The organism is Georgenia alba, assembly GCF_042665525.1.
In the GTDB taxonomy this organism is placed as follows: domain Bacteria; phylum Actinomycetota; class Actinomycetes; order Actinomycetales; family Actinomycetaceae; genus Allobogoriella; species Allobogoriella alba.
On record NZ_JBHTCQ010000002.1, the window covers coordinates 459,328 to 482,715 of the forward strand.

16 protein-coding genes are annotated in these 23,388 nt (G+C 72.1%); 5 read left to right on the top strand and 11 right to left on the bottom strand.

Features of this window, described 5'->3' with window-relative positions:
* Nucleotides 1–119: 119 nt before the first annotated feature.
* The 11 genes from ACFQQL_RS12050 to ACFQQL_RS12100 all read right to left on the bottom strand — a co-directional run bounded on the left by ACFQQL_RS12050 (nucleotide 120) and on the right by ACFQQL_RS12100 (nucleotide 18,143).
* On the bottom strand, nucleotides 120–3,503 hold the full coding sequence (locus ACFQQL_RS12050) for a GH92 family glycosyl hydrolase (RefSeq protein ID WP_382394653.1): 3,384 nt from the start codon (nucleotides 3,501–3,503) through the stop codon (nucleotides 120–122).
* Nucleotides 3,500–4,756, bottom strand: coding sequence for a glycoside hydrolase 5 family protein (locus ACFQQL_RS12055; protein WP_382394655.1), 1,257 nt, complete (start codon nucleotides 4,754–4,756; stop codon nucleotides 3,500–3,502). The genes ACFQQL_RS12050 and ACFQQL_RS12055 overlap by 4 nt, the downstream gene beginning before the upstream one ends.
* Entirely contained in the window at nucleotides 4,753–5,784 is a 1,032-nt protein-coding gene (locus ACFQQL_RS12060; protein ID WP_382394657.1) for a LacI family DNA-binding transcriptional regulator, read from the bottom strand. The genes ACFQQL_RS12055 and ACFQQL_RS12060 overlap by 4 nt, the downstream gene beginning before the upstream one ends.
* A gap of 27 nt (nucleotides 5,785–5,811) precedes the next feature.
* Entirely contained in the window at nucleotides 5,812–6,690 is an 879-nt protein-coding gene (locus ACFQQL_RS12065) for a carbohydrate ABC transporter permease (protein WP_382394659.1), read from the bottom strand.
* Complete coding sequence (locus tag ACFQQL_RS12070) at nucleotides 6,690–7,532, bottom strand: carbohydrate ABC transporter permease (RefSeq protein ID WP_465254055.1); 843 nt, start codon at nucleotides 7,530–7,532, stop codon at nucleotides 6,690–6,692. The genes ACFQQL_RS12065 and ACFQQL_RS12070 overlap by 1 nt, the downstream gene beginning before the upstream one ends.
* A gap of 175 nt (nucleotides 7,533–7,707) precedes the next feature.
* A complete protein-coding gene (locus ACFQQL_RS12075; RefSeq protein WP_382394663.1) occupies nucleotides 7,708–8,994 on the bottom strand; it encodes an ABC transporter substrate-binding protein in 1,287 nt (428 codons plus the stop codon).
* Nucleotides 8,995–9,231: 237 nt separating this feature from the next.
* Nucleotides 9,232–12,267 (bottom strand): alpha-mannosidase, encoded by a 3,036-nt coding sequence (locus ACFQQL_RS12080; protein ID WP_382394665.1) that lies wholly within the window; start codon nucleotides 12,265–12,267, stop codon nucleotides 9,232–9,234.
* 50 nt (nucleotides 12,268–12,317) lie between these two features.
* Nucleotides 12,318–15,017: a hypothetical protein gene (locus tag ACFQQL_RS12085; protein ID WP_382394667.1), complete on the bottom strand. Its 2,700-nt coding sequence runs from the start codon at nucleotides 15,015–15,017 to the stop codon at nucleotides 12,318–12,320.
* Nucleotides 15,014–15,883 carry a carbohydrate ABC transporter permease gene (locus ACFQQL_RS12090; protein WP_382394668.1) on the bottom strand — a complete coding sequence of 290 codons (870 nt, stop codon included), beginning with the start codon at nucleotides 15,881–15,883 and terminating at the stop codon, nucleotides 15,014–15,016. The genes ACFQQL_RS12085 and ACFQQL_RS12090 overlap by 4 nt, the downstream gene beginning before the upstream one ends.
* Nucleotides 15,880–16,821, bottom strand: a complete 942-nt coding sequence (locus ACFQQL_RS12095; protein WP_382394670.1) for a carbohydrate ABC transporter permease — start codon at nucleotides 16,819–16,821, stop codon at nucleotides 15,880–15,882. The genes ACFQQL_RS12090 and ACFQQL_RS12095 overlap by 4 nt, the downstream gene beginning before the upstream one ends.
* On the bottom strand, nucleotides 16,818–18,143 hold the full coding sequence (locus tag ACFQQL_RS12100) for an ABC transporter substrate-binding protein (protein ID WP_382394672.1): 1,326 nt from the start codon (nucleotides 18,141–18,143) through the stop codon (nucleotides 16,818–16,820). Before ACFQQL_RS12100 ends, ACFQQL_RS12095 begins: the two co-directional genes overlap by 4 nt.
* A 299-nt stretch (nucleotides 18,144–18,442) precedes the next feature.
* On the opposite strand from ACFQQL_RS12100, the gene ACFQQL_RS12105 reads away from it, so the two are divergent.
* From ACFQQL_RS12105 to ACFQQL_RS12125, 5 genes are all read left to right on the top strand, one after another.
* Complete coding sequence (locus ACFQQL_RS12105; RefSeq protein WP_382394674.1) at nucleotides 18,443–19,111, top strand: sortase; 669 nt, start codon at nucleotides 18,443–18,445, stop codon at nucleotides 19,109–19,111.
* 245 nt (nucleotides 19,112–19,356) lie between these two features.
* Nucleotides 19,357–20,691 (top strand): short-chain fatty acid transporter, encoded by a 1,335-nt coding sequence (locus tag ACFQQL_RS12110; RefSeq protein ID WP_382394676.1) that lies wholly within the window; start codon nucleotides 19,357–19,359, stop codon nucleotides 20,689–20,691.
* Nucleotides 20,688–21,734, top strand: a complete 1,047-nt coding sequence (locus tag ACFQQL_RS12115) for a cyclase family protein (protein ID WP_382394678.1) — start codon at nucleotides 20,688–20,690, stop codon at nucleotides 21,732–21,734. Before ACFQQL_RS12110 ends, ACFQQL_RS12115 begins: the two co-directional genes overlap by 4 nt.
* Complete coding sequence (locus tag ACFQQL_RS12120; RefSeq protein WP_382394680.1) at nucleotides 21,731–22,426, top strand: SDR family oxidoreductase; 696 nt, start codon at nucleotides 21,731–21,733, stop codon at nucleotides 22,424–22,426. Before ACFQQL_RS12115 ends, ACFQQL_RS12120 begins: the two co-directional genes overlap by 4 nt.
* Complete coding sequence (locus tag ACFQQL_RS12125) at nucleotides 22,423–23,388, top strand: 3-hydroxyacyl-CoA dehydrogenase (protein ID WP_382394682.1); 966 nt, start codon at nucleotides 22,423–22,425, stop codon at nucleotides 23,386–23,388. The genes ACFQQL_RS12120 and ACFQQL_RS12125 overlap by 4 nt, the downstream gene beginning before the upstream one ends.

Here is a 23,388-nt window from a genome sequence, read left to right on the forward strand (position 1 = left end):
CCGTGAGGCTGCTCAGCCTCCCGACCAGGGACTCGACCAGCGGACTGAAACGGTTTAGTGGTTACGATGGCCTCGGCCGGACCGGCAAGCCGCGCAGGGGGAGGCTTGGCCGGGACGCGTCAGGCGGTGAGAAGCTCGACCTCGGCGAGGGCGCCGGGTGTCGCGAGCACCAGCCGGACGTCCCGCAGCGCGACGGGTTCGGCGAGCACGAACGGCCGGAGCTGACCGGGCCAGGGGAACACCTCGTCCTCCCGCTCGTCGACCACCCGCCACCCGCCGTCCTTCCCGCGCACCTCGAGCCGCCACGCGGACGGCGCCGCGCGCCCGTCGACGGCGGAGGTGAGGGTGTAGCAGCGCAGCTGCGGTTCCGGCGACGGAACGTCCGTCGTACCGCCCGCCTGCCAGGTCAGCCTCCCGGCGGGCAGGTCGGCGGCGGAGTCGTAGGAGTCGTCGCCCAGTGCCGTGAGCTCCGGCTGCTCCGTGCCGGGAGCCGGGCACGAGGGACCGGCGTCGGGCGTGAGGCGCCACGAGCCGGCACCGGACATGTCGCGCCACGGGCGCAGCGGCGGACGGGGGAAGGTGAGCGGGGCGTCCCGGCCCCAGTCGCCGGGCGTCTGCGCCATGGTGAACCGGAGCGTCGCGCCGCCACGCAGCGCGCCGTGCTCGAGCACGGGCGCCGGCACCGGGAGACCGTCCAGCTCCAGGCCCTGCACGTACGGCGCCTCGGGTGCGTTGCCGGGCGCCTCGACCACGAGGTCGCCGTCCGGCCGGTGCACCACCGCACGGGTGAACAGCGGCGATCCGGCCGCCCAGCGCGAGGAACCCACCTCGAGCGGGTAGAGGCCGAGGGCGGAGAGCAGCCACCAGGCCGACATCTCGCCGTTGTCCTCGTCGCCGTGGTAGCCCTGGCCGATCTCGCTGCCGGTCCACAGCCTCACCAGGATCTCCCGGACGGTCTCCTGCGCCCGGTCCGGCCGCCCGGCCGCGAGCCAGATGTACGGGATGTGGTGCGAGACCTGGTTCGACTGCCCCAGCTGACCCATGCGTACGTCGCGCGCCTCGACCATCTCGTGGATGACGCCGCCGTACCCGCCCGGCCGGTCGGCGCGCTCCGGCGTCGCGAAGAACTCCTCGAGCACGTCCGCCAGGCCCTCCGGCCCGCCGTGCAGCTCCGCCAGGCCGGCGGGGTCGTGCGGCGCGTGGAAGGCGAAGTTCCAGGCGTCGGACTCGGTGAAGTCCCCGCCCCAGTCGCGCGGGTCGAACGGCTCGGCGAAGGCGCCGTCCCGGCCGCGGCCGCGGAGGAACCCGGTGGCCGCGTCGAAGAGGTGCCGGTAGCCGCCTGCGCGCTGCTCCAGGTACGTCGCCTCGTCGAGCAGTCGCCGCACGTGGCGCGGCGCACGGCCGGCCGGCACATCATTGACGACTCGGCACAGAGTTGACGACTCGGCGGGAGGGGGTGGGGAGGTGCCGGCGGGACCTGCGCCGGTGGCGAGCCGGCGGGCCATGCGGGCGAGCGCGAGGTCGTTGATGTAGCCCTCGAGGCTCCAGGACACCGACTCGTGCACGTCCTCGTCCCGCGCCACCCAGCCGCGGTAGGTCGCGTGCGCGAGCCCCTTGCGGCCGACGCCGGGCTCGGTCGGCGCCGCGGTCGCGTTGCGCAGGCCCGCCACGTAGGTCCCCTCCGGGTCGGGCAGCAGGACGTCGCGGAGCAGCAGGTCCGCGAACGCCACGTCCGAGGACGTGCCCGTCATGAGGTCGGCATAGCCGGGGGAGGACCAGCGGGCCACCCAGCCGCCGTCGCGGAACTGCTGGACGAACCCGTCCGCCAGCCGGCCGGCCAGCTCCGGGTAGAGCAGGGCGTAGGCCGACCAGCAGGTGCGGTAGGTGTCCCAGAAGCCGTGGTTGACGTACAGCTCGCCCGGCAGCACCCGGCCCGGCGGGTCGGACACCGGTGAGGCGTGCACCGGCCTCGGCTCCGCGGCGCTCCCGGCGTTCTCCCACTGCGAGGACGGGTACAGGTTGAGCCGGTACAGGTTCCCGTAGAGCGTGGCCAGCTGCTCCTCGCTGGCCCCCTCGACCTCGACGACGGCGAGGCGCTGCTCCCACGCCGTGCGCGCGGCCGCCTCGACCTCCTCGAAGGTGCGGCCGGCGAGCTCGAGGTCGTAGGTGTGCCAGGCCTGCTCCAGGCCGACGAAGGACGTCGCGACCCGCAGCTCGACGGCCCGCCCTCCGCCCGGGCCGCCCGGGCCGTCCCGGCCGTCCAGGCCGTCCAGGCCGTCCAGGTCGATGGTCGCGTACCGGGCGTGCGGCCGGTTCCCACGCGCCGCGCCGTGCGCCACCACCGGCGCGTCCAGCCGCCCGGCGACGAACATCCGGCTGCGCCCGACCGACAGTCCCGAGCCGGTCTCCACCCAGCCCGACAGCGTGCCGTCCGCGTGCCAGGTCAGCTCGCAGGGGCCGTCCGGTCCGGCGCCGTCGGTGCTCACCGCGTCCACGAGCACGTGCCCGCGCGCGGTGCCCGCCGGGAACGTGAACAGCAGGACGCCGCCGTGGTCCGTCGGCGTGACGTCCACCCGGTGGCCGCCGTCGAGGGGGACGCCGTACCGGTGCGGCCGGGCGATCTCCTGGCCGTGGTCGAAGCCGAGCCCGCGCGCCGCCGGGGTGGCGTCCGGCACGTCCTCGCCGGCGGCGAGGTGGAAGGCGACCTGGTTCCGGTCGCCCATCCACGGGCTGGGCACGTGCGAGACGCCGACGCCCTCCAGCCGGGGCCGGTTGTCCGGGCCGTTGTGGCCGGCCCAGGAGTACAGCCAGGAGTGCGAGGTCGCGTCGGTCAGCGGGACGAGGAGGCCGAACCCGTTCGGCACGGCCGTGGCCGGCACGGTGTTCCCGCGCGAGTAGGCGCCCGAGGAGTGGGTCCCGCGGCGCGTGTCGACGTGGTCCACGGGGTCGCGGCGGGCGGGCCGGTCCGGGACCGCGATCGCGACGTCGTCCCACCAGACCTCGACCGGCTCGCCGTCGCCGGGCTGCTCGAGCACGACCGCGAGGGTGGTCACCCGCCGGCCCACGGCCTTCGCGAGCGCGACGCGGACGAGGTTCCAGTGGTCGGGTAGCAGGATCTTCGCCGCGCCCTGCCCCGCGGCGGTGGCCCGCATGCCGTGCTGGTCGACCGGGTCGAGGTCGGACAGCCAGGTGCCGTCGTCGAACCGGCAGTCCAGCGCGGCCCAGGTGCCGCGGTAGGCGAGGTCCGGCTCGAGCACGGGACAGACGGCGTAGCTCAGCTCGGTGCCCGCCGCGACGGGCACGTCGAGGCCGTCGAGGAGGACGGCACGTCCAGGGCCCGGGGCGTGCACCCGCAGTGAGCGGGGACCGGTGAGACCGGCACGGGGCCGGCCGGCGGGCAGATGCTCCGGCCCGCCGGAGACCTCGACGGACCAGCCTGCGGGCACCGGCACGCCCGGCACCGGCTGCCCCACCTCGAACGACGTCGCGAAGCCGGTGCTCATGCGGTCGCACCGACGGTGGCGGCGGTGGTGCCGGCGCCGGCGGCGCAGGTGACGAGGCTGACGGCACCGGCCGGCAGCGCGAACCGCGGTGGCGTGCCCGCCTCGGCGGCCTCGACCCACGCGGCGAACAGGGGCGAGCCGGGAGCGCTGGCCGAGCGCACGACCCGGCCCGCATCGTCGGTCGGCAGCTCCCACACCTCGGCGGCCGGCGCCGGGGTGCGTGTCGCGAGTTCCCGCAGCTCGGGCAGGACGTCCCGGACGGCCGCGCCGAGCGGTTTGACGGACCGGTCCGCGGCGAGCAGGCCGAGGGAGTACTCCAGCTCGGGGAAGTCCGCCAGCGAGCGGTCCACGTCGTGCGAGCACCACCACGTCACGCCCCACAGACCGGGCCGGGCCACGGCGCGCCGCAGCGTCTCGCGCGCGAAGTCCGGGACCCGGTCCGCGCCCAGGTGCGGCACGGGGGCGCCCACCTCCTGCAGCCACAGCGGCCGGTCCGGCCCGCCCCAGGCCGCGGCGAGCTCGAGCAGGTACCGCGCGAACCAGGTGTGGGCCGGGTGGTCGGGCGGGAAGTGCCGGGCGACGCCGGTGAAGACCCAGGAGTGCACCGTGGTGACGTCGCCGATGCCCGCCGCGTGCTCGGGCGTCACGCCGGAGGAGTCGACGAACCACACGTCGTCGTCGAAGGAGTGGCTGTGCACCCGGCCGGGCGCGCAGTCGTGCGCGGCGGTGAGCAGCCGCTCCAGCCAGCGTCCCGCCACCTGCGGGCCCAGCGCCTGCCGGTCCGGGTGGATGGCCTTGCCGAACTGGTTGGTCTCGTTGCCCAGCGTCAGGCCGAGGAAGCCCGGCCGGCCGGTCAGGGCCGATCCCAGCGCCGTCACCAGCCGCTCCTGCGCCTCGACCACGGCCTCGTCCGCGAAGATGTTGCGGCGGTGCCAGCTGAGCACCCACGAGGGCAGGAAGTCGAAGCTGGACAGGTGTCCCTGGAGCACGTCCACGCTCGTGCCCAGCCCGTGCTCGTGGGCCACGTCCACGACGGAGACCACGTCCGCGACGGCCCGGTCCCGGATGAGCGTCCGGTTCGGCTGCAGCGTCTCCCACAGCGGGAAGATCCGCACGTGGTCGAGCCCGAGCGCGGCGAGCGAGCCCATGTCACGGGCGACCGCGTCGAGGTCGAGGTCGTACCAGGAGTGGAACCAGCCCTCGCTCGGTGTGTAGTTCGCGCCGAACCGCATCCCGCCCGCAGCGCCGCTCACGAGGCCGCTCCCGTGCTCTCCCGTGCCGTGAGCTCCGGGACGGGCGCCTGGACGACGTCCTCGACGTCGGAGCCACCCAGCCGCGCCAGCAGCACCTCCGCGACCAGGCCGCCGAGCGCGAAGGTGTCACGGGTCATGGCGGTCAGCGGCGGGGCGACGAGGCGCGCCAGCTCGGAGTCGTCGAACGAGACCACCGACACGTCCGCCGGGACGCTCAGCCCCGTGTCGCGCAGCACCGTCAGGCCCGCGAGAGCCTCGACGTCGGAGTCGTAGATCACCGCCGTCGGCGGGTCGGGGAGGCGCACGAGCTGCTTGGTCACCGCGACCGCCTCGGTCTCGGAGAAGTCGGTGGGCACCGAGACGACGTCGAGGTCGTGCTCCCGGGCGGCGGCCTCGAGCGCCGCGACGCGGCGCCGGGAGTGCACGAACCGGGGGATGCCACCGACGTGCCCGACCCGGCGGTGCCCGAGGGCGACGAGGTGCTCGACGATCTGCCCCATCGCCGCGTAGTCGTCGATGAAGACGGCCGGTACCGGCTGGGGCGAGCCGTCGCCGCCGACCAGGACGGCCGGCACGTCGAGCTCGGCGAGCACCGCGGGGCGCGGGTCGTCCACCTCGAGGTCGAGCAGGACGAACCCGTCGGTGCGCCGCTCCGCCGACCAGCGCCGGTAGACCTCGACCTCGGCCGCCTTGTCTTCCACCACGAGGAGCTGGAGCGCCACCATGTCGCCCGAGAGGCGGGCCTGCAGGCCCGAGACGAGCTGGGCGAAGAAGGGCTCGATGCCGATCGTGCGCGCCGGCCGCGCCACCACCAGCCCGACGGTGTCCGCCTGCTTCCCGCTGAGTGCCCGGGCCGCGCGGTGCGGGTGCCAGCCGAGCTCCTCCACCGCGTCGAGGATGCGCTGCCGGGTCGCGTCGCTGACGCCGGGCCGGCCGTTGAGGGCGAAGGAGACCGCGGCGGTGGACACACCGACCCGGCGGGCGATGTCGGCGATGGTCGGCCTGGCGCCGTTCCCCGTGGATGTCATGTCTCTCTGCTCGTCGTCCGTTCCGGTTCAGCCCTTGATAGCGCCTTCGTCGACGCCACGGAAGAAGTACCGCTGCAGCGAGGCGAAGAAGATGACGATCGGGATGAACGCAATCATGGTGCCGGCGGCGATCACGCGCGGGTTGGCCGAGAAGGTCCCGTTGAGGTACTCCAGCCCCACCGTCAGGGTGAAGTTCTCCGGCGTGGTCAGCACGATGAGGGGCCACAGGAAGTCGTCCCAGGCGCCGATGAACGCGAAGATCGTGATGACGGCGATCATGCCCTTGACGTTCGGGACCCCGATCCGCCAGAACCGGTGCCACACGTTCGCGCCGTCCACGATGGCGGCCTCGTCGAGCTCCTTGGGCACGGCGAGGAACGCGGTGCGCATGAGGAGCACGTTGATCATGCCGATCGCTCCGGGCAGGGCGACGCCGAGGAGCGTGTCGGCCAGGCCGAGCTCACGGATGGTCAGGTACTGCGCGACGAGCGTGGCCTCGCCGGGCAGGAGCATGGTCATGAGGATGGCGCCCATGATGGCCTTGCTGCCCCGGAACCTCAGCTTCGCCAGCGCGTAGCCGGCCAGCGTGGCCCCGATGACGTTGCCACCGACCACCACGGCCGCCACGAACATGGAGTTCGCGGCGAACCGCAGGATCGGGACGGCCTGGAAGGCGCGGACGTAGTTCTCCAACGTCGGGTCCTGGGGGAGGAACTGCGGCGGCTGGGTGTAGATGTCCTCGCCGGGCCCCTTCAACGACGTCGAGAGCTGCCACAGGAACGGACCGACCGTGATGACCAGCACGAAGGCGAGCAGCAGGTAGCGCACGGCCATCTCGCGGCGGGACATGGTCGAGAAGCCCCGGGCGCCGGAGCGGTGGGTGACCTGACGCGTTCCGGAGGCCATCAGTCCTGCACCTTCCTGTTGATGCGGGCCAGGAGCAGCAGCGGCACCAGGGTGAGCAGGAACAGCAGGATGGACAGGGCAGAGGCGTAGCCGAGGTTCCCGCTGAAGCCGCGCGCGTACATCTGGATGAGCATGACCACCGAGACGTCCTGACCGCCGATGCCGCCGGTGCCGTTGGTGAGCATGTACAGCTCGGAGAAGATGCGCAGCGCGGAGACGATGATGAGGATCGCGACGAGCATCATGGTGTTGCGCACCCCGGGCACCGTGACGGTCCAGAAGCGTCGCCACACCCCGGCCCCGTCCATGGCGGCGGCCTCGTGCAGCTCGCGGGGGACCCCGCCGAGCGCCGAGAGATAGATGATCATGTAGTAGCCGAGGCCCTTCCAGATCGTCAGGCTGATCGCGGAGAACAGCACCAGCCAGCGGTCCGTGAGGAAGGGGATGGCCTCGGAGACGAAGCCGAGGTGCCGGGCCATCGAGTTGATGAGGCCGCGGTCGTCCAGCATCCAGTTCCAGATCAGCGCGACCACGACGGCGGAGGCGACCACCGGCGTGTAGAAGACCGTGCGGAAGAACGCCATGCCGGCGAGCTTCTTCTCCACCAGCAGCGCGAGGGCGAGCGGGAGCAGGAGCAGGAACGGCAGGCACACGATCATGTAGATGACCGAGTTCAGCAGCGCCGTGGCGAGCTGGTCGTCGTTCAGCATGCGCTCGAAGTTCGCCAGCCCGATGAATCCGCCGCCGGCCAGCGGGCGGACGTCGGTGAAGGCGAGCAGCACACCGTTGACGGACGGCCACAGGTTGAACGCGCCCAGCGCGACGAGGGCCGGCAGCACCATGAGCCACGGCGCGTACCACGCGTGGGTGCGGGCGGCGACCCCACCGGTGGTGGCGGGGGCGGGGCGGCGCTCGCGGACGCCCGGCCGTGGGGGCGCGGAGGTCTGGAGGGTCATCGGGTCTCTCTCGTCGGGGAGGCGGGGCGGCGGGCCGGATCCCGGCCCGCCGCCGCGCGTGTCACTGCTGCAGGAGCTCGGTGCAGTGCTCGACCGACCGGTCGAGCGCCTCCTGCGCCGTGATGTCGCCGTTCATAGCGGCCGCGATCTGCTGGTTGACGTAGGTCGTCATCGCCTCGCTGACCTGGACCGGCTGGAGCAGCTCCGCCTCCGGCAGGGACTCGAAGGCGATCTGGGCCGCGTCGCCCTGCGGCGTGCCGTCGGACTCGAACGCCGCTCCCTCCTGCGAGGCGGTCGTCGAGGGGAAGATGCCCGGCACAAGCTCGGCGAAGGCCTCCTGGTTCTCGGCGTTGGTGACGAACTGGGCGAGCGCGACGGCCGTCGCGAGGTTGTCGGAGCTCCGCGCCACGGACACGCCCTGGACGTACATCGGCGGGGTGTCCATCGCCGGGGTGGCCACGATGTTCCCCTCCATCGACGGGTTGTTCTCCAGCACGCCCTCGATGAAGTTGCCGCTGCCGGTGGACCAGGCGACCTCGCCCTGGGTGAACATCTCGCTGTTGCCGAGGTAGGCGTCGGTGAGGACGTCCTGCGGCATCAGGCCCTCCTCGTAGGCGTCGACGTACTGCTGGAGCAGCTCGACGGCCCCCGGGGTGTTGAAGACGAACTCGGTCCCGTCCTCGTTGAGGATCGGTACGCCCGCCGCGGCGAAGTCGCCGATGCCCGGCTTGCGGCTCAAGAGGTAGTCGCCGGTCTCCTCGTGCATGGTCCGTGCCTGATCGAGGAGCTCGTCGAACGTTGTGGGTGCCGCGGCGGGGTCGAGGCCGGCGGCCTCCATCATCTCGACGTTCCAGTAGTTCACGTCGGTATTGAGGTACCACGGGTAGCCGTACGTGCCGTCCAGGCCGGGGTACTGGTAGGCGCCGAGGGCGCCCTCGACATAGGTGTCGCCGGCGGTCTCGTCCGCGGAGGCGACGTCGAGCAGCAGGTTCTGCTCGGCGAGGGGGAGCGCGAAGTCCGGCGGCAGGTTCGTCACGTCCGGGAGCTCACCCGCCTCCGCCTGGCTCAGGACCTTCTCCGAGTACCCGTCCCCGGGCTGGTCGAGCCAGGTGACCTCGGTACCGGGGTACTCCTCCTCGAAGTCCGCGATGAGGTTCTCGACGTACTCGGTGAACCGGGGACGCAGTGCCCACGTCTGCAGCGAGACCTCGCCGGTGATCTCGCCGTCGACCTCCGCGGGCTCCTGGGCGCCGCCGCCGTCGTCGGCGCCCTGGCTCAGAGCGCACGCGGACAGTGCCGCGACCGCGCCGAGGGCGGTCAGCGACGCCCCGAGCTTCCTGATGTGCATGACTACCTCCTGGTGCGCCGTCGCCGCGGGAGGGATCCGCGGACTTAACCGTTTAAGGAACGGTCCGCGGAGAACACTCCGCCGCACCGGCCCTGCGTGTCAAGCGGGGCGGCCCGCCGTGACCAGACCGTGACGAAGCGCGCCGCGCGGCCCCGCCACCGCACGGGCACGAGCCCTGGTGCCCGTCCCCCACGCGGAGGCGGACGCCAGGGCTCGGCCGGCGGCCGGGGCCGGTGCTCAGGCGAGAGAGAACCGGAGGGTGCGCACCTCGAACGGGCCGAGCGCGACCGGCACGGTCCCGGCGTCGGCCTGGACGGGGCCGAGGTCTGCGCCGTCCTCTTCGAGGAGGGTGACGGTGCGGACCCCGGTGACCGGGGCGTGCACCGTCACAGAGCCGTTCGCCCGGCGTCCCAGGGCCTCGTAGACGCGGACGACCAGGTCTCCGCTGCGGTCGTCGGCGAGCTTGACCGCCGAGACCACCACGCCGGCCCCGTCGGAGGAGACGAGCGGGTCGAACCCGGTGGCGCCGCGCACGACCCGTTCGGCGAGGTTCATCGTGGTGCCCGCCTCGGTGGCGAGGGCGGCGTCCGCGCCGATCACGAGGCCGTAGCGGTGCGTCTGGGTGCCCTGGTCCGTCTCCGGGTCCGGGAACCGCGGGGCGCGCAGCAGGGACAGGCGCAGCGTGGTGGTCACCGGGGTCTGGGACGGGTGCTCGGCGACGTCGCGGGTGACGTCGTAGCCGTACACCGAGTCGTTGACGAGCGCGACGCCGAAGCCCGGCTCCTCGGCGAGGACGAACCGGTGCATGGACGTCTCGAACTTCGCGGCCTCCCACGAGGTGTTCGTGTGGGTGACGCGCTTGTGGAAGCCGAACTGGGTCTCGGCGGCGGTGTGCTCGGCGCGCACGTCCAGCGGGAAGGCGACCTTGAGGAACTTCTCGGCCTCGTGCCAGTCGGTGGTCTGGGCGAACCGGAGCGTCCGGCTGCCGGGCTCGAGGGAGATCACCACCTGTGTGCTGGAGCTGCCGAAGCCGCGCTCCACGGTGACCGTCGCCACGCCGTCGTCGGTGAGGCCGGCCGAGATCGAGGTGACCTCGCGCAGGTCGGTGACGTTGTTGCGGTAGAACCGGTCGACGTCCCAGGCGTCCCACATGTTCGGGAAGTCCTGGTGCAGCTGGAGCACGCCGGCCTCGCGGCCGGGCGCGATCGCGTCGCGGCCCGTCGCCTTGTCGAGCGCGGAGGTGATGTGGCCCTCGCCCGTGACGGTGACCGCGACCAGGTCGTTCTCCAGCACCCAGCCGTCCGCCGTCTGCTCGAGCGTCGCCGCGCCCTGCGCCGCCACCTCGCTCGCGAGGGCGCCGCCGAGCGCGGGCACGTCGTGCCGCCGGTACGGGGCGGGGTTGACCACGACCGCCTGCTCGCCCTCGCCCACCAGCGCCGCGAGGGCGGCCGTGATGATCGCCTCCGCGTCCGCACGGATCTCCTCGTACGCGGCCACGGCCTCGCGGTGCACCCAGGCGATGGACGTGCCGGGCAGGATGTCGTGGAACTGGTGCAGCAGCACGCGCTGCCACAGGTCGTCGAGCTCGTCGTAGGGGTAGTCGAACCCGGTGCGGGCGGCCGCGGTGGCGGCCCAGGCCTCCGCCTCGATGAGCAGGTGCTCGCTGCGTCGGTTGCCCTGCTTGGTCTTGTGCTGGGAGGTGAGCGTGGCGCGGTGCAGCTCGAGGTACAGCTCGCCGACCCACACGGGCGGGTCCGGCAGCTCACGCCGGGCCCGGGCGTAGAAGTCGTCCGGGTGCTCCCAGCGGACCTTGGCGCTGCCCTCGAGGTCGGCGAGCCGTTTCGCCTTGCCGACCATCTCGCGGGTGGTGCCGCCTCCGCCGTCGCCCCAGCCGACGGGGGCGATCGAGCCGGTGGCGCGGCGCGACTCGCGGAACTGGCGGCTCGCCTTGGCGACCTCGGCGCCGGAGAGCTGGGAGTTGTAGGTGTCCATCGACGGGAAGTGGCTGAAGACCCGCGAGCCGTCGATGCCCTCCCACAGGAAGGTGTGGTGCGGGAAGACGTTGACCTGGTTCCAGGAGATCTTCTGCGTGAAGAACCAGTCGAAGCCGGCCCGGCGGATCAGTTGGGGCAGGGCGGGGGAGTAGCCGAAGCTGTCCGGTAGCCACACGCCGTGCGTGCGCACGCCGAGCTCGCGCTGGAAGAACCGCTGGCCCTGGGAGAACTGGCGGACCATGGCCTCGCCGGCCGGCATGACCGTGTCCGACTCGACCCACATGCCGCCGAGGGGCAGGAACCGGCCCGCCGCCACGGCCTGCTTGATCCGCTCCCAGACCTCCGGACGGTGCTCCTTGACCCACGCGTACTGCTGGGCGGAGGACATGCCGTAGACGAAGTCGTCCGTGCGGTCGATGAGGTCGGCCATCGAGGAGGTGGTGCGGGCGACCTTGCGGATCGTCTCGCGCACCGGCCAGAGCCAGGCGGAGTCGATGTGGGCGTGACCGACGGCGGAGATGACGTGCGCGCTGGTCTCGGCGGGGCTGGCCAGCACGTCGGTCAGGCGGGCGCGGGCGTCGGCCGCCGTGGCGGGGATGCGCTGCAGGTCGAGCACGTCGAGGGCGTCGTCCAGGGCCTGCAGGATCCGCATCTTCCGGGGCCCCGTGGGCAGCTCGTGCGTGAGCTCGAGGAGGACCTCGATGTCGAGCGCCAGCTCGTGCACCTCGGTCTCGAAGATCGCCAGGTCCAGCCGCCGCGTGGCGTAGAGCTTGCGCGGGGAGGAGGTGCGGATGTCGCCCTCCTGCGTGGGCAGGAAGGGGTGGTAGTCGAGGATGACGGGGTTGGAGGCCGCCTCCAGGTAGAGCTCGACCTCCTCGCCGCCGGCCGCCTTCTCGGTGATGGTGACGCTCTGGTTGCGGGGGTTGAGCGACTTCACCGGGCTGCCGTCCGCGCGGTACACGAGCGCCTCGGCCTGGAAGCCGGGCATGTTGACGTCGAAGCCGAGGTCGACGACGGCCTCGACGGTGCGGCCGGCCCACTCGGCCGGCACGGCGCCGCGCAGCCGGAACCAGGTGGTGCCCCAGGCGGCGCCCCACGGGGCGCCGACCTCGTACGGGGTGTAGTCGAGAGCCAGACCGTCCGTGGGCTGGACGGGCTCACCCGGCAGCTCGTGCCAGGCGACCTCCAGCGGGGCGGGGTGAGAGTGGACGGCAGGCCAGAGGCGTTCGGTGAGAACGCGCTTGGCCCGGCCGGTGGTGAGACTGACGTCATCGTGCATGGGTTGGTGAACCGCTTCAGTAGTCGGGGGACGGCCGCCCACGACCCTAGCTACTCGGCGAGCAGCGGGGCCAGACCGGCGCGCGCGTCTCCGATCGGCAGGTCGAGGGTCGCGGCGCCCCAGCGGACGGTGGCGGTCGCCTCGTCGAACCCCAGCCGGACGGCGGGGTTGTCCAGGTGCGGCTCGACCTCGGGGACGCCGTCGCGGAACCCCTCGGGTGCGCCGTCGACCAGGAAGGCGGTGGCCGCGGTGACCTCGAGCGTCGCGCCGCCCGGGACCTGCCACCGCACCCCGGGGTCGCCGGTGCCGTGCGGGTGCCAGGTGGGCGCGCTCGCCGCGAGGGCCTCCACCCAGCCCGCGAAGTCGCCGTCGCGTTCTCCGCCGACGGCGACGACCCACACGGCGCCCCGCCCACCGGTGCCCTCGGCCGGCAGCCACTCCTGCCAGGCCGTCTCGCCGAGCCGGCTCGCCGAGACGCCGCCGGGCGTGGCGACGGCGACGCACCCGGAGCCGCGGCGCACCGCCAGCCAGTCGCCGACCTGCCGGTGCTCGTCCGCCTGCGCGACCGGCAGCCACAGGTGGGTGCTGGCGACGGGATCGGTGGGGGTGAACCGCTGGACGTGCACGAGCGCGTTGCGGTGCTGGTGCACCCGGGGCAGGACCCGGTGCCCGGCCCACGCGTTCGGCCGCGCCGAGTTACCGGTGCCGGGGGCCGGGTGGGTGACGAAGACCTGCAGCTCCCGCCCGAGGGTGGCGCCCCAGACGTGCTCCTGCAGCCCGGGCAGGCCGGCCCGGTAGTCCTGGACGGAGGACAGCATGACGTCGGGGGTGCGCCACACCCGCAGGTCGGAGCGGTAGGGCCGGGACAGCAGGTCCGCCTCGAACGCCAGGCGGCCGCGGTACACCTGCCGGCCCCACCAGTTCTCCGGCGGGTCGGAGGCCAGGGCGCGGACCACGTCCGGCACGCGGTAGCTGCGGGCGAGCGCGAGCGCGGTGGCGGGTAGGACCGCGTCGTTGAGCGTCCCCACGCCGGCCACCAGCCGCAGGATCGGGGAGGTCTCCTCGAACCGGGCGCTGCGCAAGGTGTGCACGTAGGAGCGGCCGTGCGCCGCGCCGTGCACCCCGCGCCAGGAGTTCGCGGCCAGGGTCACGAGGAGCTTGTCCAGGAGCGTGCGGGCGGCGACCACGAGGGGCTCGTGCGCGCTCAGCTCGATCAGGGCGCACAGGGCGTAGGTGTCGATGGCGAGGTAGGCGTTGGAGTCGAACTCGCTGAAGCCGCCGGCGAGCTTCCGGTCGATCCAGCCGGCCGCACGGCGAGCCGCCTCCGCCGCGTGCTCGGCGCCGGTGCGGCCGTCGACCGTGAAGACCTCCTCGGGGTAGGTCTCCCCGGCGAGCAGCTCGGCGACGTGCCACACCAGCTGGTGGTTCTCGGTGAAGTAGCACATCGCGTCCAGGCCGGGCTGGGTGATCCAGTACTTCAACCCGGTGAGGGCGGACGCGACCCGGCCCGCCAGATCCGCGGGCCAGGCGGACCCGGGCACGCGACGGACGGCGAGGAGCAGGGCGAGCGCGTCGAAGTCCGCGCAGTCCGCCCGGCCGGTCACTCGATCCAGCGCCGCGGCGAGGTCGGCGGGGTGGACGGTGGTGCCCGGCCCGTCGAGCTCGTACCGGGCCAGGAGTCCCGCCACCCCGGTGCGCCCGGGCGGCCCGGCCCCGACGTGCTGGAGCAGCTGCCGCCGCCAGGTGGCGGGGTCGCCCGTCGGCTCCTCCGTGCTGTCCGGCGGGAGGACGGCGACCCGGAACGTGCGGTGGGGCGGGCAGCGGTCGTCGTCGACCCGCACCGTGACGACGTGCTCGCCGAGCTCCGGCGCGAGCCGGTAGGGCGCGATGCCGCGATCGTCGGCGCGCACGTGCTGCCAGTCGCCGTCACCGACCCGGACGCGGAGCGCGACGCCGGGCGGCGCCTCGAGCGTCGCGGTCGTCGAGTCCTGCGCCCACGAGCGGGACGCCACGCGCTCGAGCACTGCATCCGCGAGCGACGCGGCGGTCTCGTCGGCGCCCGGCGAGGGGATGACCACCCGGACGGGCAGGCCGACCACGCGCAGCGCGGCGACGTGCCGGCACTCACGGAAGGCGACCTGCCAGGTGGCGAGGTGGACCGCCGTGGTCCCGGACGGGAGCCGGACGCGGGCGGTGTGCACCTCCGGCTCCATGTAGGACACCGTCCGCCCCGCCAGCTCCACCCGTCCGTCGAGCCACAGCACGAACGGCCCGGTGGTGCGGACCTCGAGGGTGCGCCACTCGGCCTGGTCCACCTCGAGGACCGTGGCCGCGAGGGACCACCGGTACTCCGGGATGGGGCAGAACGCCGACCAGTCGAGGAGCCCGTCCGGCCCGGTCCGCGTCCTGCGCCAGGTCGCGTGGCGGTCGGTGCCGTCGGTGCGCCAGCACAGCGGACCGCCCTCGACCGGCTCGGGCAGCTCGGGCGGGTCGGTGGGGAGGGGATGCGCGGCCGCGAGCCGCTCCTTGAGCGGTCCGACGTCGGGACCGTTGGTGAGCACCCAGCGGGCGGCGCGCTCGTCGTCGGACCGCCACGGGTCGCCGTCGGGGTTGACGTGCTCCGCGAGGTCCGTGCACGGCGCGGCCCAGGTGGGCGAGACCAGCCAGTCGCGGACGGTGCCGTCCGCCGTCGTCGTGTGGGCGGTGCGGTCGGTGGGTGCGAGCGGGTCCGGGATGGCTGGGTCGGTCACTTGATCCCTGTGTTTGCGATACCGGTGGCGATCTGTCGCTGGAAGAAGAGGAACAGGATGACGACGGGCACGATGGAGACCACGCTCATCGCGAGGATGAGGTTGAAGGGGACCGTCTCCTCGGCGTTGAACCGGGCGAGCGCGACGGGCAGGGTGTAGACGCTCTCGGACTGCGCCACCACCAGCGGCCAGAGGAAGTCGTTCCACCGCCACATGATCGAGAAGATCGCGACGACGGCGAGCGCCGGCTTGGCGAGCGGCAGCACGATCCCCACGAAGGTCCGGAACTCGCCAGAGCCGTCCACGCGGGCCGCCTCGATGAGCTCGTCGGGGATGGTGAGCATGTACTGCCGGAGCAGGAACACGCCCGTGGGGGTGGCGGCCGCCGGGATGATCAGGCCCCACAGGGTGTTGACCATGCCGAGGCTGGCGACCACCTGGTAGACGGGGATCAGGATGACCTGCAGCGGGATCATGATCGTCGCCAGCGTCAGCAGGAAGAGCGCGTTCTTGCCGCGGAAGTTGTACTTCGCCAGGGCGTAGCCGGCCATCGAGTTGATGACCAGCGTGAGCACCGTGGCCCCGATCGTGACGAGCACGCTGTTGCGCAGGTAGGTGACGAAGTCGAACCGGGTCAGGGCCGCGGTGTAGTTGGTCAGCGCCCAGGACTCCGGCAGGAAGGTCGGCGGCCGGGCGGCCAGCTCGGTCGGCGACTTGAACGAGCCGAGCACGGTCCACACGATCGGCACCAGCGCCACCAGGGCGAGGGTGACCAGGATGACCACGCGCAGCGCGTCGGAGACCCGGACGGGGCGGGAGGACGTCGTGGTCCAGGTGGTGGGGGACTCGGGGCTCCTCGCGCTCATGCCGCTTCCCTCCGGCGGCCGATCGCCCAGTTCACGAGCGTCAGGGCGAAGATCGCGCAGAACAGCAGCACCGAGCCGGCCGCCGCGACGCCGTACCGGATCGGCGAGACGAAGCCGTTCTCGTAGATGTACTGGACCATGAGCGTGGTGGCTCCCACGGGCCCGCCTCCGGTGAGCGTGAAGATGAAGTCGAACGCCTGGAACCCGTGGATGGTCGCGAGGATGCCGACGACGAGCACGGAGGGTTGCAGGAGGGGCAGGGTGATGCGCCCGAACTGCGTCCAGCCGTTCGCCCCGTCCATGCGAGCCGCCTCGTACAGCGAGGGGTCGATGCCCTGCAGGCCGGCCAGCAGGATGAGCATGTAGAAGCCGATCTGCATCCACACACCGACGCCGATCACTGCCACCAGCGCGAGCGTGCTGTCCACGAGCCACGGCACCTGCCCGATGCCGAAGAGGCCCAGGAAGGTGTTGACCAGGCCGCCCTGCCGCTCCAGCATCCAGTCCCACACCAGGCCGACCACGACCGGCGAGAGCAGGACGGGGACGAAGAACACGGCACGGAAGAACGTCCGGCCCCGGCCCTGCTGGTCCACGAGCACCGCCAACGCCACCCCGATGACGGCGGAGAGGATCACGTATGCCGCGGCGTAGAACACCGTGTTGCGCACCACCTCCCAGAACTCGGGGTCGGTGAGGATGCGCTCGTAGTTCCCGAGACCCTCGTACGTGAAGGTACGGCCGTTGGAGGAGTCAAACCGCGAGATGTTCACGCCGTTGATGGCCGGCCAGATGACGAACACGCCGAAGATCAGCATGTTCGGCAGCAGGAACAGGTACGGCGCCGCACGCAGGCCGAGTGGCTTGCGGGCGCGGCGGGCCCTTCCTGTCCCGCCAGGTAGGGCACGGCGCCCGGTCGCGGGAGGGGCGGCCGTCACCCGGACGTCTCCTCCACGAGTGCCTGGGTGGAGTCCTGCAGGTCCGTGATGGCGGTCGGCAGGTCCTTGTTCCCGGCCACGACCTCGGACATCTCGTTGATGAGCTCGGTGGCGGAGGCCGAGAACGCCGGGTCGCCGTTCGCCTCGTACCCGAGCTCGGGCGTGCGCCCGAGGTCCTCGAGGAACACGTCCATGTCCTCCTGCCGCTCCGGGTAGGTCACGCCGGACTCTGCGAGGTCGGCCCGGGTGGGCAGGAAGAGGCTGTGTGCGACGAACCGCTCCTGGTTCTCGGCGGTGTTCATGAAGCGGATGAACTCGGCGGCCAGGGCGGGGTTCTCGGACTCGGAGAGCGCGGCCATGTACTTCCCGCCGGGGAACCCGCCGCACTCGGTGGCGCACGGGTTCGGCGCGGCAGCCCAGTCGAACTGCGCGTCGGCCGCGAACTGGGCGACCTGCCAGTTCCCCGAGAGGTACAGCGGGGCCTCCTCCGCCAGGAAGATCTCGTTCCCGCCCTCGTAGCGCGACCCGGAGCCGAGCCAGAAGTCGCGCGGCATGGCGTCCTCCGCCATGAGGTCCATCAGCGGGCTGAGCGCCTGCTCGGCGGCGTCCGGGTCGAGCGCCATCTCGCCGTCGGCCACCAGCGCGGTGCCGTGCTGGCTGAGCACGGTCGAGACGCGGTGGCCGGAGACGTCCATGACCATCGAGTAGGGCGTGCCCGCGGCGGACCTCACCTCCTCGACGGCCTGGAGCATCTCGTCCCAGGACCACGGGTCCGCCGGGTCGGGCAGCTCGACCCCGGCCTCCTCGAACATGTCGACGTTGATGAACGGACCGTTGAGGGTCAGGTCGGACGGGATGGCGAGCAGCTCGCCGTTGTCGCCGGTCGCACCGGTCAGCGGGCCGGGGAGGAACTCCTCCGAGTAGTTCTCCCCGAGGTAGGCGCGCAGGTCGAGCAGGTCGGGCTCGAAGTCGGCCAGAGACGTGAGGCGGACGACGTCGGGTGGATCGCCGCCGGAAAGACGTGCCTGGACCGAGGTGACCAGGTCGGCGTAGGGGAGGATCTCGAGCTCGACGGTGACGTCGTACTCCTCCTCGAACTCGGCGATGAGCTCGCGGGTGATCTGCTCGTCGGGTCCGTCCGTGAAGTACACGTAGTTGAGGGTCTCGCCGGCGAACTCGGCGGGATCGACACTCTCGACCTCCGGGGGGCCGGTGGGCTCGTCGTCGCCCTCGCCCTCGACCTCACCGGGGGCGCACGCCGCCAGCAGCACGCCGACGCTCGCGAGAGCAGTCAGCCGGATCGCGATGTGTCTCCTGCGCACAGCATCCTCCTCGATCGACCGGTCCGCCGTGGGCGGGCCACTGTGTCCGGTACGCGCGTGCCGGACGGCCAGAAGCGCACTGCAGACCATGCACGACGACGGCGCACCGTGAACAGAGCCGAGTCCCGGCGCGGCCGATGTTCCCGCGCTGTTCATGACCCGTTCACGTGCCCCTCAGCCGCGGCACGGCGCCGGTCGCGCGGCCCGCTCGTTGTCACGGAACATTCACCGGGCAGGTCTGGCAGGTCCGGCGTCTTCGGGTCATAGTGGTGTGTCGGAGACTGACCACGAGGAGATTGATGAGCACCACCGGAGAGGCCGGGCGCCGGCCCCGGCTCCTGATCGCACTGGTCGTCGCCGTCGTGCTGGTGCTGGCCGGGGGCGTGGCCGCGCTGGCTCTACGGTCCGAGCCGGCTACCCGCGGTTACGCGGCCGTCGAGCGGCCCGAGCCGCCGCAGCCCGAACCGGCCCCTTCGCCGGAGCCGCAGGAGCCGCGGGACCCGCTGGCCGACCTTGTGGTGCCGGAGCCGGTCTCTGAGGGGGAGACCTTCGGGACCATGCGGGTGCCCAAGTGGCGTGCCGAGTTCCCCGTGAACGAGGGCATCAGTGACGCCGTGCTGAACAGCCCTGGCGTGGGCAGGTTCCCCACCAGTCAGATGCCCGGCGCCGAGGGCAACTTCGCGATGGCGGGACACCGCACGCTGCACTCCGCGCCGCTGTATCGGATCAACGAGCTCGAGGTCGGTGACGAGATCATCGTGACCACCGACGACGGCGAGTACACGTACACGGTCAGTGAGTACGAGATCGTCAGCCCGGACCAGGTGCGCGTCATCGAGGAGGACCCGCACAACCCCGGCGGCCCGGCTGTGGGGCGGCTCCTGACCCTGGTTGCGTGCCACCCGCTCGGGTCGACGGCGCAGCGCTGGATCACCTACGCCGAGCTGGAGTCCTTCGAGGCAGCCTGAGAGCGGACTGGCGTCCGACCAGGCGCTGCGCCTTCTGGCCCGGTCGCGCGTGGCCGGGGCCCTTCCTCTACCCGTTGAGACCTGCCCCTGCCCGTGGGAGCGGTGTGTGACGCGCCGAAGCTTCCGCATTGCGCACGCATGTGCGCATGTTGGCGACTCTGGTAACGTCCGGCGGCGGCAAAGATGCCTCACGGGTCGCTCCGAGGGGCGCACGCGTGAGCGGCACCCTCGAGGGAGACAGGCCTGTGAACGCTGTTGCGAACTTCTTCACCCGTCTGGTGAACCGGTACCTCCCGGACCCGCTGGTCATTGCGATCGGGCTGACGGTCTTCACGGTGCTCCTGGCCATCGCCTTCCAGGGCACGAGCCCCGTGGACGCGGTCCGGTACTGGGGCGACGGCTTCTGGGACCTGCTCGAGTTCACGATGCAGATGACCGTCGTGCTGCTCTCGGGCTATATCCTCGCCAAGACACCGCTGGTCGACGGGCTGCTGGACCGCCTGACCGGCCGCATCTCCTCCCCGCGCGCAGCCATTGTCGTCGCGACGCTCGTCGGCGCCGTCGGCAGCTGGATCAACTGGGGCTTCGGCCTCGTGATGGGCGGCATCGTCGCTCAGAAGCTCGCCATGAACGTACGCGGTCTGCACTACCCCCTGGCCATCGCCGCGGGTTACTCCGGCTTCGCGCTCTACGGGATCGGACTCTCGGGCTCCGTCCCGCTCCTCATCGCCACGCCCGGTCACTTCCTCGAGGACCGGATCGGGATCGTCCCGCTCGGGGACACGGTCTTCTCACCGGTCCTGCTCCTCACCTCCCTCGCCGTCGTCCTCCTGCTGCCACTCTTCAACACGCTGCTGCTCCCCAAGGACCCGGCCAAGGTCGTCGAGATCGACCGGTCGACGGTTCCTGCGCCGCCCTCGATCGACCGGGACGCACTGAGCGAGCGGACTCTCGGTCAGCGGATGAACGACAGCCCGTGGGTCGGCATCGTCATCGGGGCGATGGCACTCCTCTACGCCATCCTCTACTTCACCGACGGCGGCACGCTCGACCTGAACGCGGTGAACTTCATCTTCCTGTTCCTCGGCATCACCCTCTTCGCCCGACCGTCGCGCTTCCTGGCCGCCGTCGCCGACGGCATCAGGACCATCGCCGGGATCGTGATCCAGTACCCCTTCTACTCCGGCATCATGGGCGTGCTCGTCGGATCTGGACTGGTGGTCGCGTTCGCGAACGCGTTCAGCGAGTTCTCCAGCGGGCAGACCCTGCCGCTCTGGTCTTTCGTCTCCGCCGGGTTCATCAACATCCTTGCCCCCTCCGGCGGCGGCCAGTGGGCGGTGCAGGGTCCCGTCATGGTCGAGGCGGCACAGTCGCTGGGCGCCGATGTCGCCGCGACGGCCCTGGCCGTGCAGATCGGTGACCAGTGGACCAACATGATCCAGCCGTTCTGGATCCTGCCCGTCCTGGCCATCTCCGGACTGAAGCTTCGCGACGTGATGGGCTATCTGGTCCTCGTCCTTGTCTTCCTGGGGCTGATCTTCGGCACGGCCGTCACCGTCTGGGGGTTCATCTCGGCATGATCCTGCGGTGGAACCGGCGGCCGGAGGGTTCGACCTGGGGCGACTTCGGCGCGGACGACGTCCTCGGGCGGCTCAATCTGCTCACGCCCGAAAAGGTTCGGGAGGGCGTCGCGGAGGTCCGTGAAGGGCTTGCGATCCCGCTGAGTCTCCCGCTCGACCGGCCCGGCGGTCCGGTGCTGAACCCGAGCCGGCGCCCGCCGGTCGTGCGCCCGACGTTGCGGCGCGGACGGGTCAACCTGAACTGTGCCATGTCGGAGCTCGAGCCGGGTCTCACCGACGTCATGTGCGACGACCTCGTTGTCCTGCACACGCAGTACTCGACCCAGTGGGACTCGTTGGCCCACGTCGGTTCGATGTTCGACGTCGAGGGCGACGGAACTCCGCGACCGGTCTACTACAACGGTTTCCGGGCGGGCGAGGACATCGTCGGACCCGCGACGCCGGAGCATGCGGGCGCCGACTCGCTGCCCGGTCCGAGCACGAGCTCGGCAGGGCCGCTCGGGATCGACACGATCGCACAGACCGCCGTGCAGGGACGCGGGGTGCTGCTCGACCTGCGCGCGCATCTCGGCGATGCCCGGCAGCCGGTCGCACACGCTCAGCTGACCGAGATCATGGCGGCCGACGACGTCGTCGTCGAACCGGGGGACATCCTGGTCCTACACACCGGCTTCGCGCAGCACGTCCTGGACATGGGTGAGGAGATCGACGCCGAGGCGCTCGACCGGGTCGGCGCCGGGCTCGACGGACGCGACCCTGAGCTCCTCGAGTGGGTGACGGACTCGGGCGTGGCCGCGATCGTGGCGGACAACTACGCCGTCGAGGTCTTCCCCGCGCGCGCCGTCGACGGGCCGGCATCCTTCCTTCCACTGCACGAGCACTGCCTGTTCCGGCTCGGCGTCCCCCTCGGCGAGCTGTGGTACGTCACCGAGCTGGCCGCGGCCCTGAGGGAACGCCGCCGCTCACGGTTCCTGCTGACCGCGCCGCCGCTCAGGCTCCCCGGGGCCGTTGCATCTCCGCTCACCCCGGTGGCGACGCTGTGAGCGACCGTGTCCTCATCACCGGCGGGGCGAACGGCATCGGCGCTGCGATCGCCGCGCGGGGCCGCGCCGACGGGTTCGACGTCGTCGTCGCGGACCGCGCCGGAGGCGACGTCGTCGTCGACCTGACCGACGTGGACGCGACGCGTGCCGCTCTCGAGACGGAGCTGGCCCGCGGGCCGATCACCCGCCTCGTCAACAACGTGGGCGCCGTGTTCCCGGCAGCGGTGGAGGAGCAGCGCCCCGAGGAGATGCAGGCTGCCTGGGACCTCAACGTCCGGCCTGCGCTGACCTGCATGCAGGCGCTGCTGCCCGGCATGAAGGCGGCCGGCTTCGGACGAGTCGTGAACGTCTCGTCCCGGGCCGCTCTGGGCAAGGAGCTGCGAACGGCGTACAGCGCGACCAAGGCCGCGCTCCTGGGCATGACGCGCACCTGGGCGCTGGAGCTGGCTGGGCACGGGATCACGGTGAACGCCGTGGGGCCCGGCCCGATCGCGACGGACCTCTTCGAGCGGGCCAACCCGCCCGACAGCCCGCGGACCCGCGCGATCGTCGAGGCGGTGCCGGTGGGGCGGATCGGCCGGCCGGAGGACGTCGCACACGCCGTCGCCTACTTCCTCGACTCCGGCAGCGGATTCGTCACGGGACAGACGCTGTACGTGTGCGGCGGGCTCACGGTGGGGCTGAGCGAATGACGGCCGGCACTGGTGATGCGGGGCAGCTCACTGTCGGTGTCCTCGGCGGCGGCGCGCTCGGCCTCGGCTTCGCTCTCCGCGTGGCGCTCTCTCGCCATGTTGCCCTCGTCTACGAGCCCGACGAGTCACGACGGGGTGAGCTGGGCGAGGAGCTGGCGGACCGACTGGCGACCCTCGGGCGGTACAACCTCCTCGACGAGACGCCGGCCACGGTCGCGCGTCGCGTCGTCATCGTCCGCGGACTCGCCGAGGCCATCCGTGGCAGCGCCCTCGTGCAGGAGTGCGTTGCCGAGGATCTCGATATCAAGCGCGCCGTGGTCGCGGACGCGGCTGCGGATCTCGGGGAGCGCACGCCGATGGCGAGCTCCTCCTCGGCTATCGGACCGTCGCGGATCTTCTCCGCCTCAGCGGTCGAGGACCGCGGTCTCGTGGGGCATCCCCTGAACCCGCCCCACTTGATTCCCGTGGTGGAGGTGGTGCCCTCGCCGATGACGGACCCGCGCGTCACCTCCCGCGCGGAGGAGGTGTATCGGGCCATGGGCATGCGGCCGGTGCTGGTGCACAAGGAGGTCGACGGATTCGTGACCAACCGTCTGCAGGCGGCACTGCTGCGCGAGGCCTACCACCTCGTCGCGGACGGCGTGGTAGCGCCTGACGACGTCGACGCGCTCGTTCGTGACGGCCTTGGTCGACGGTGGTGCTTCATGGGGCCGTTCGAGACCGCCGACCTGAACACCCGTGGAGGCATCGCCACGCACGCCGAGCGGCTGGGACCGGCGTACGCCCGCTTCGGAAGGGAGCGCGAGGGCCAGGACCCGTGGCGCACCGGTGCCGTTGAGGAGGTCACGGCGGCGAGGCGCGAGATCCTTTCTCTCGAGGACTGGCCGGAGCGGGTCCGGTGGCGGGACGAGGAGATAGTCCGGCGAATGGCGCGTCGGCTGGCCGTGGAACAGGAGGAGTGA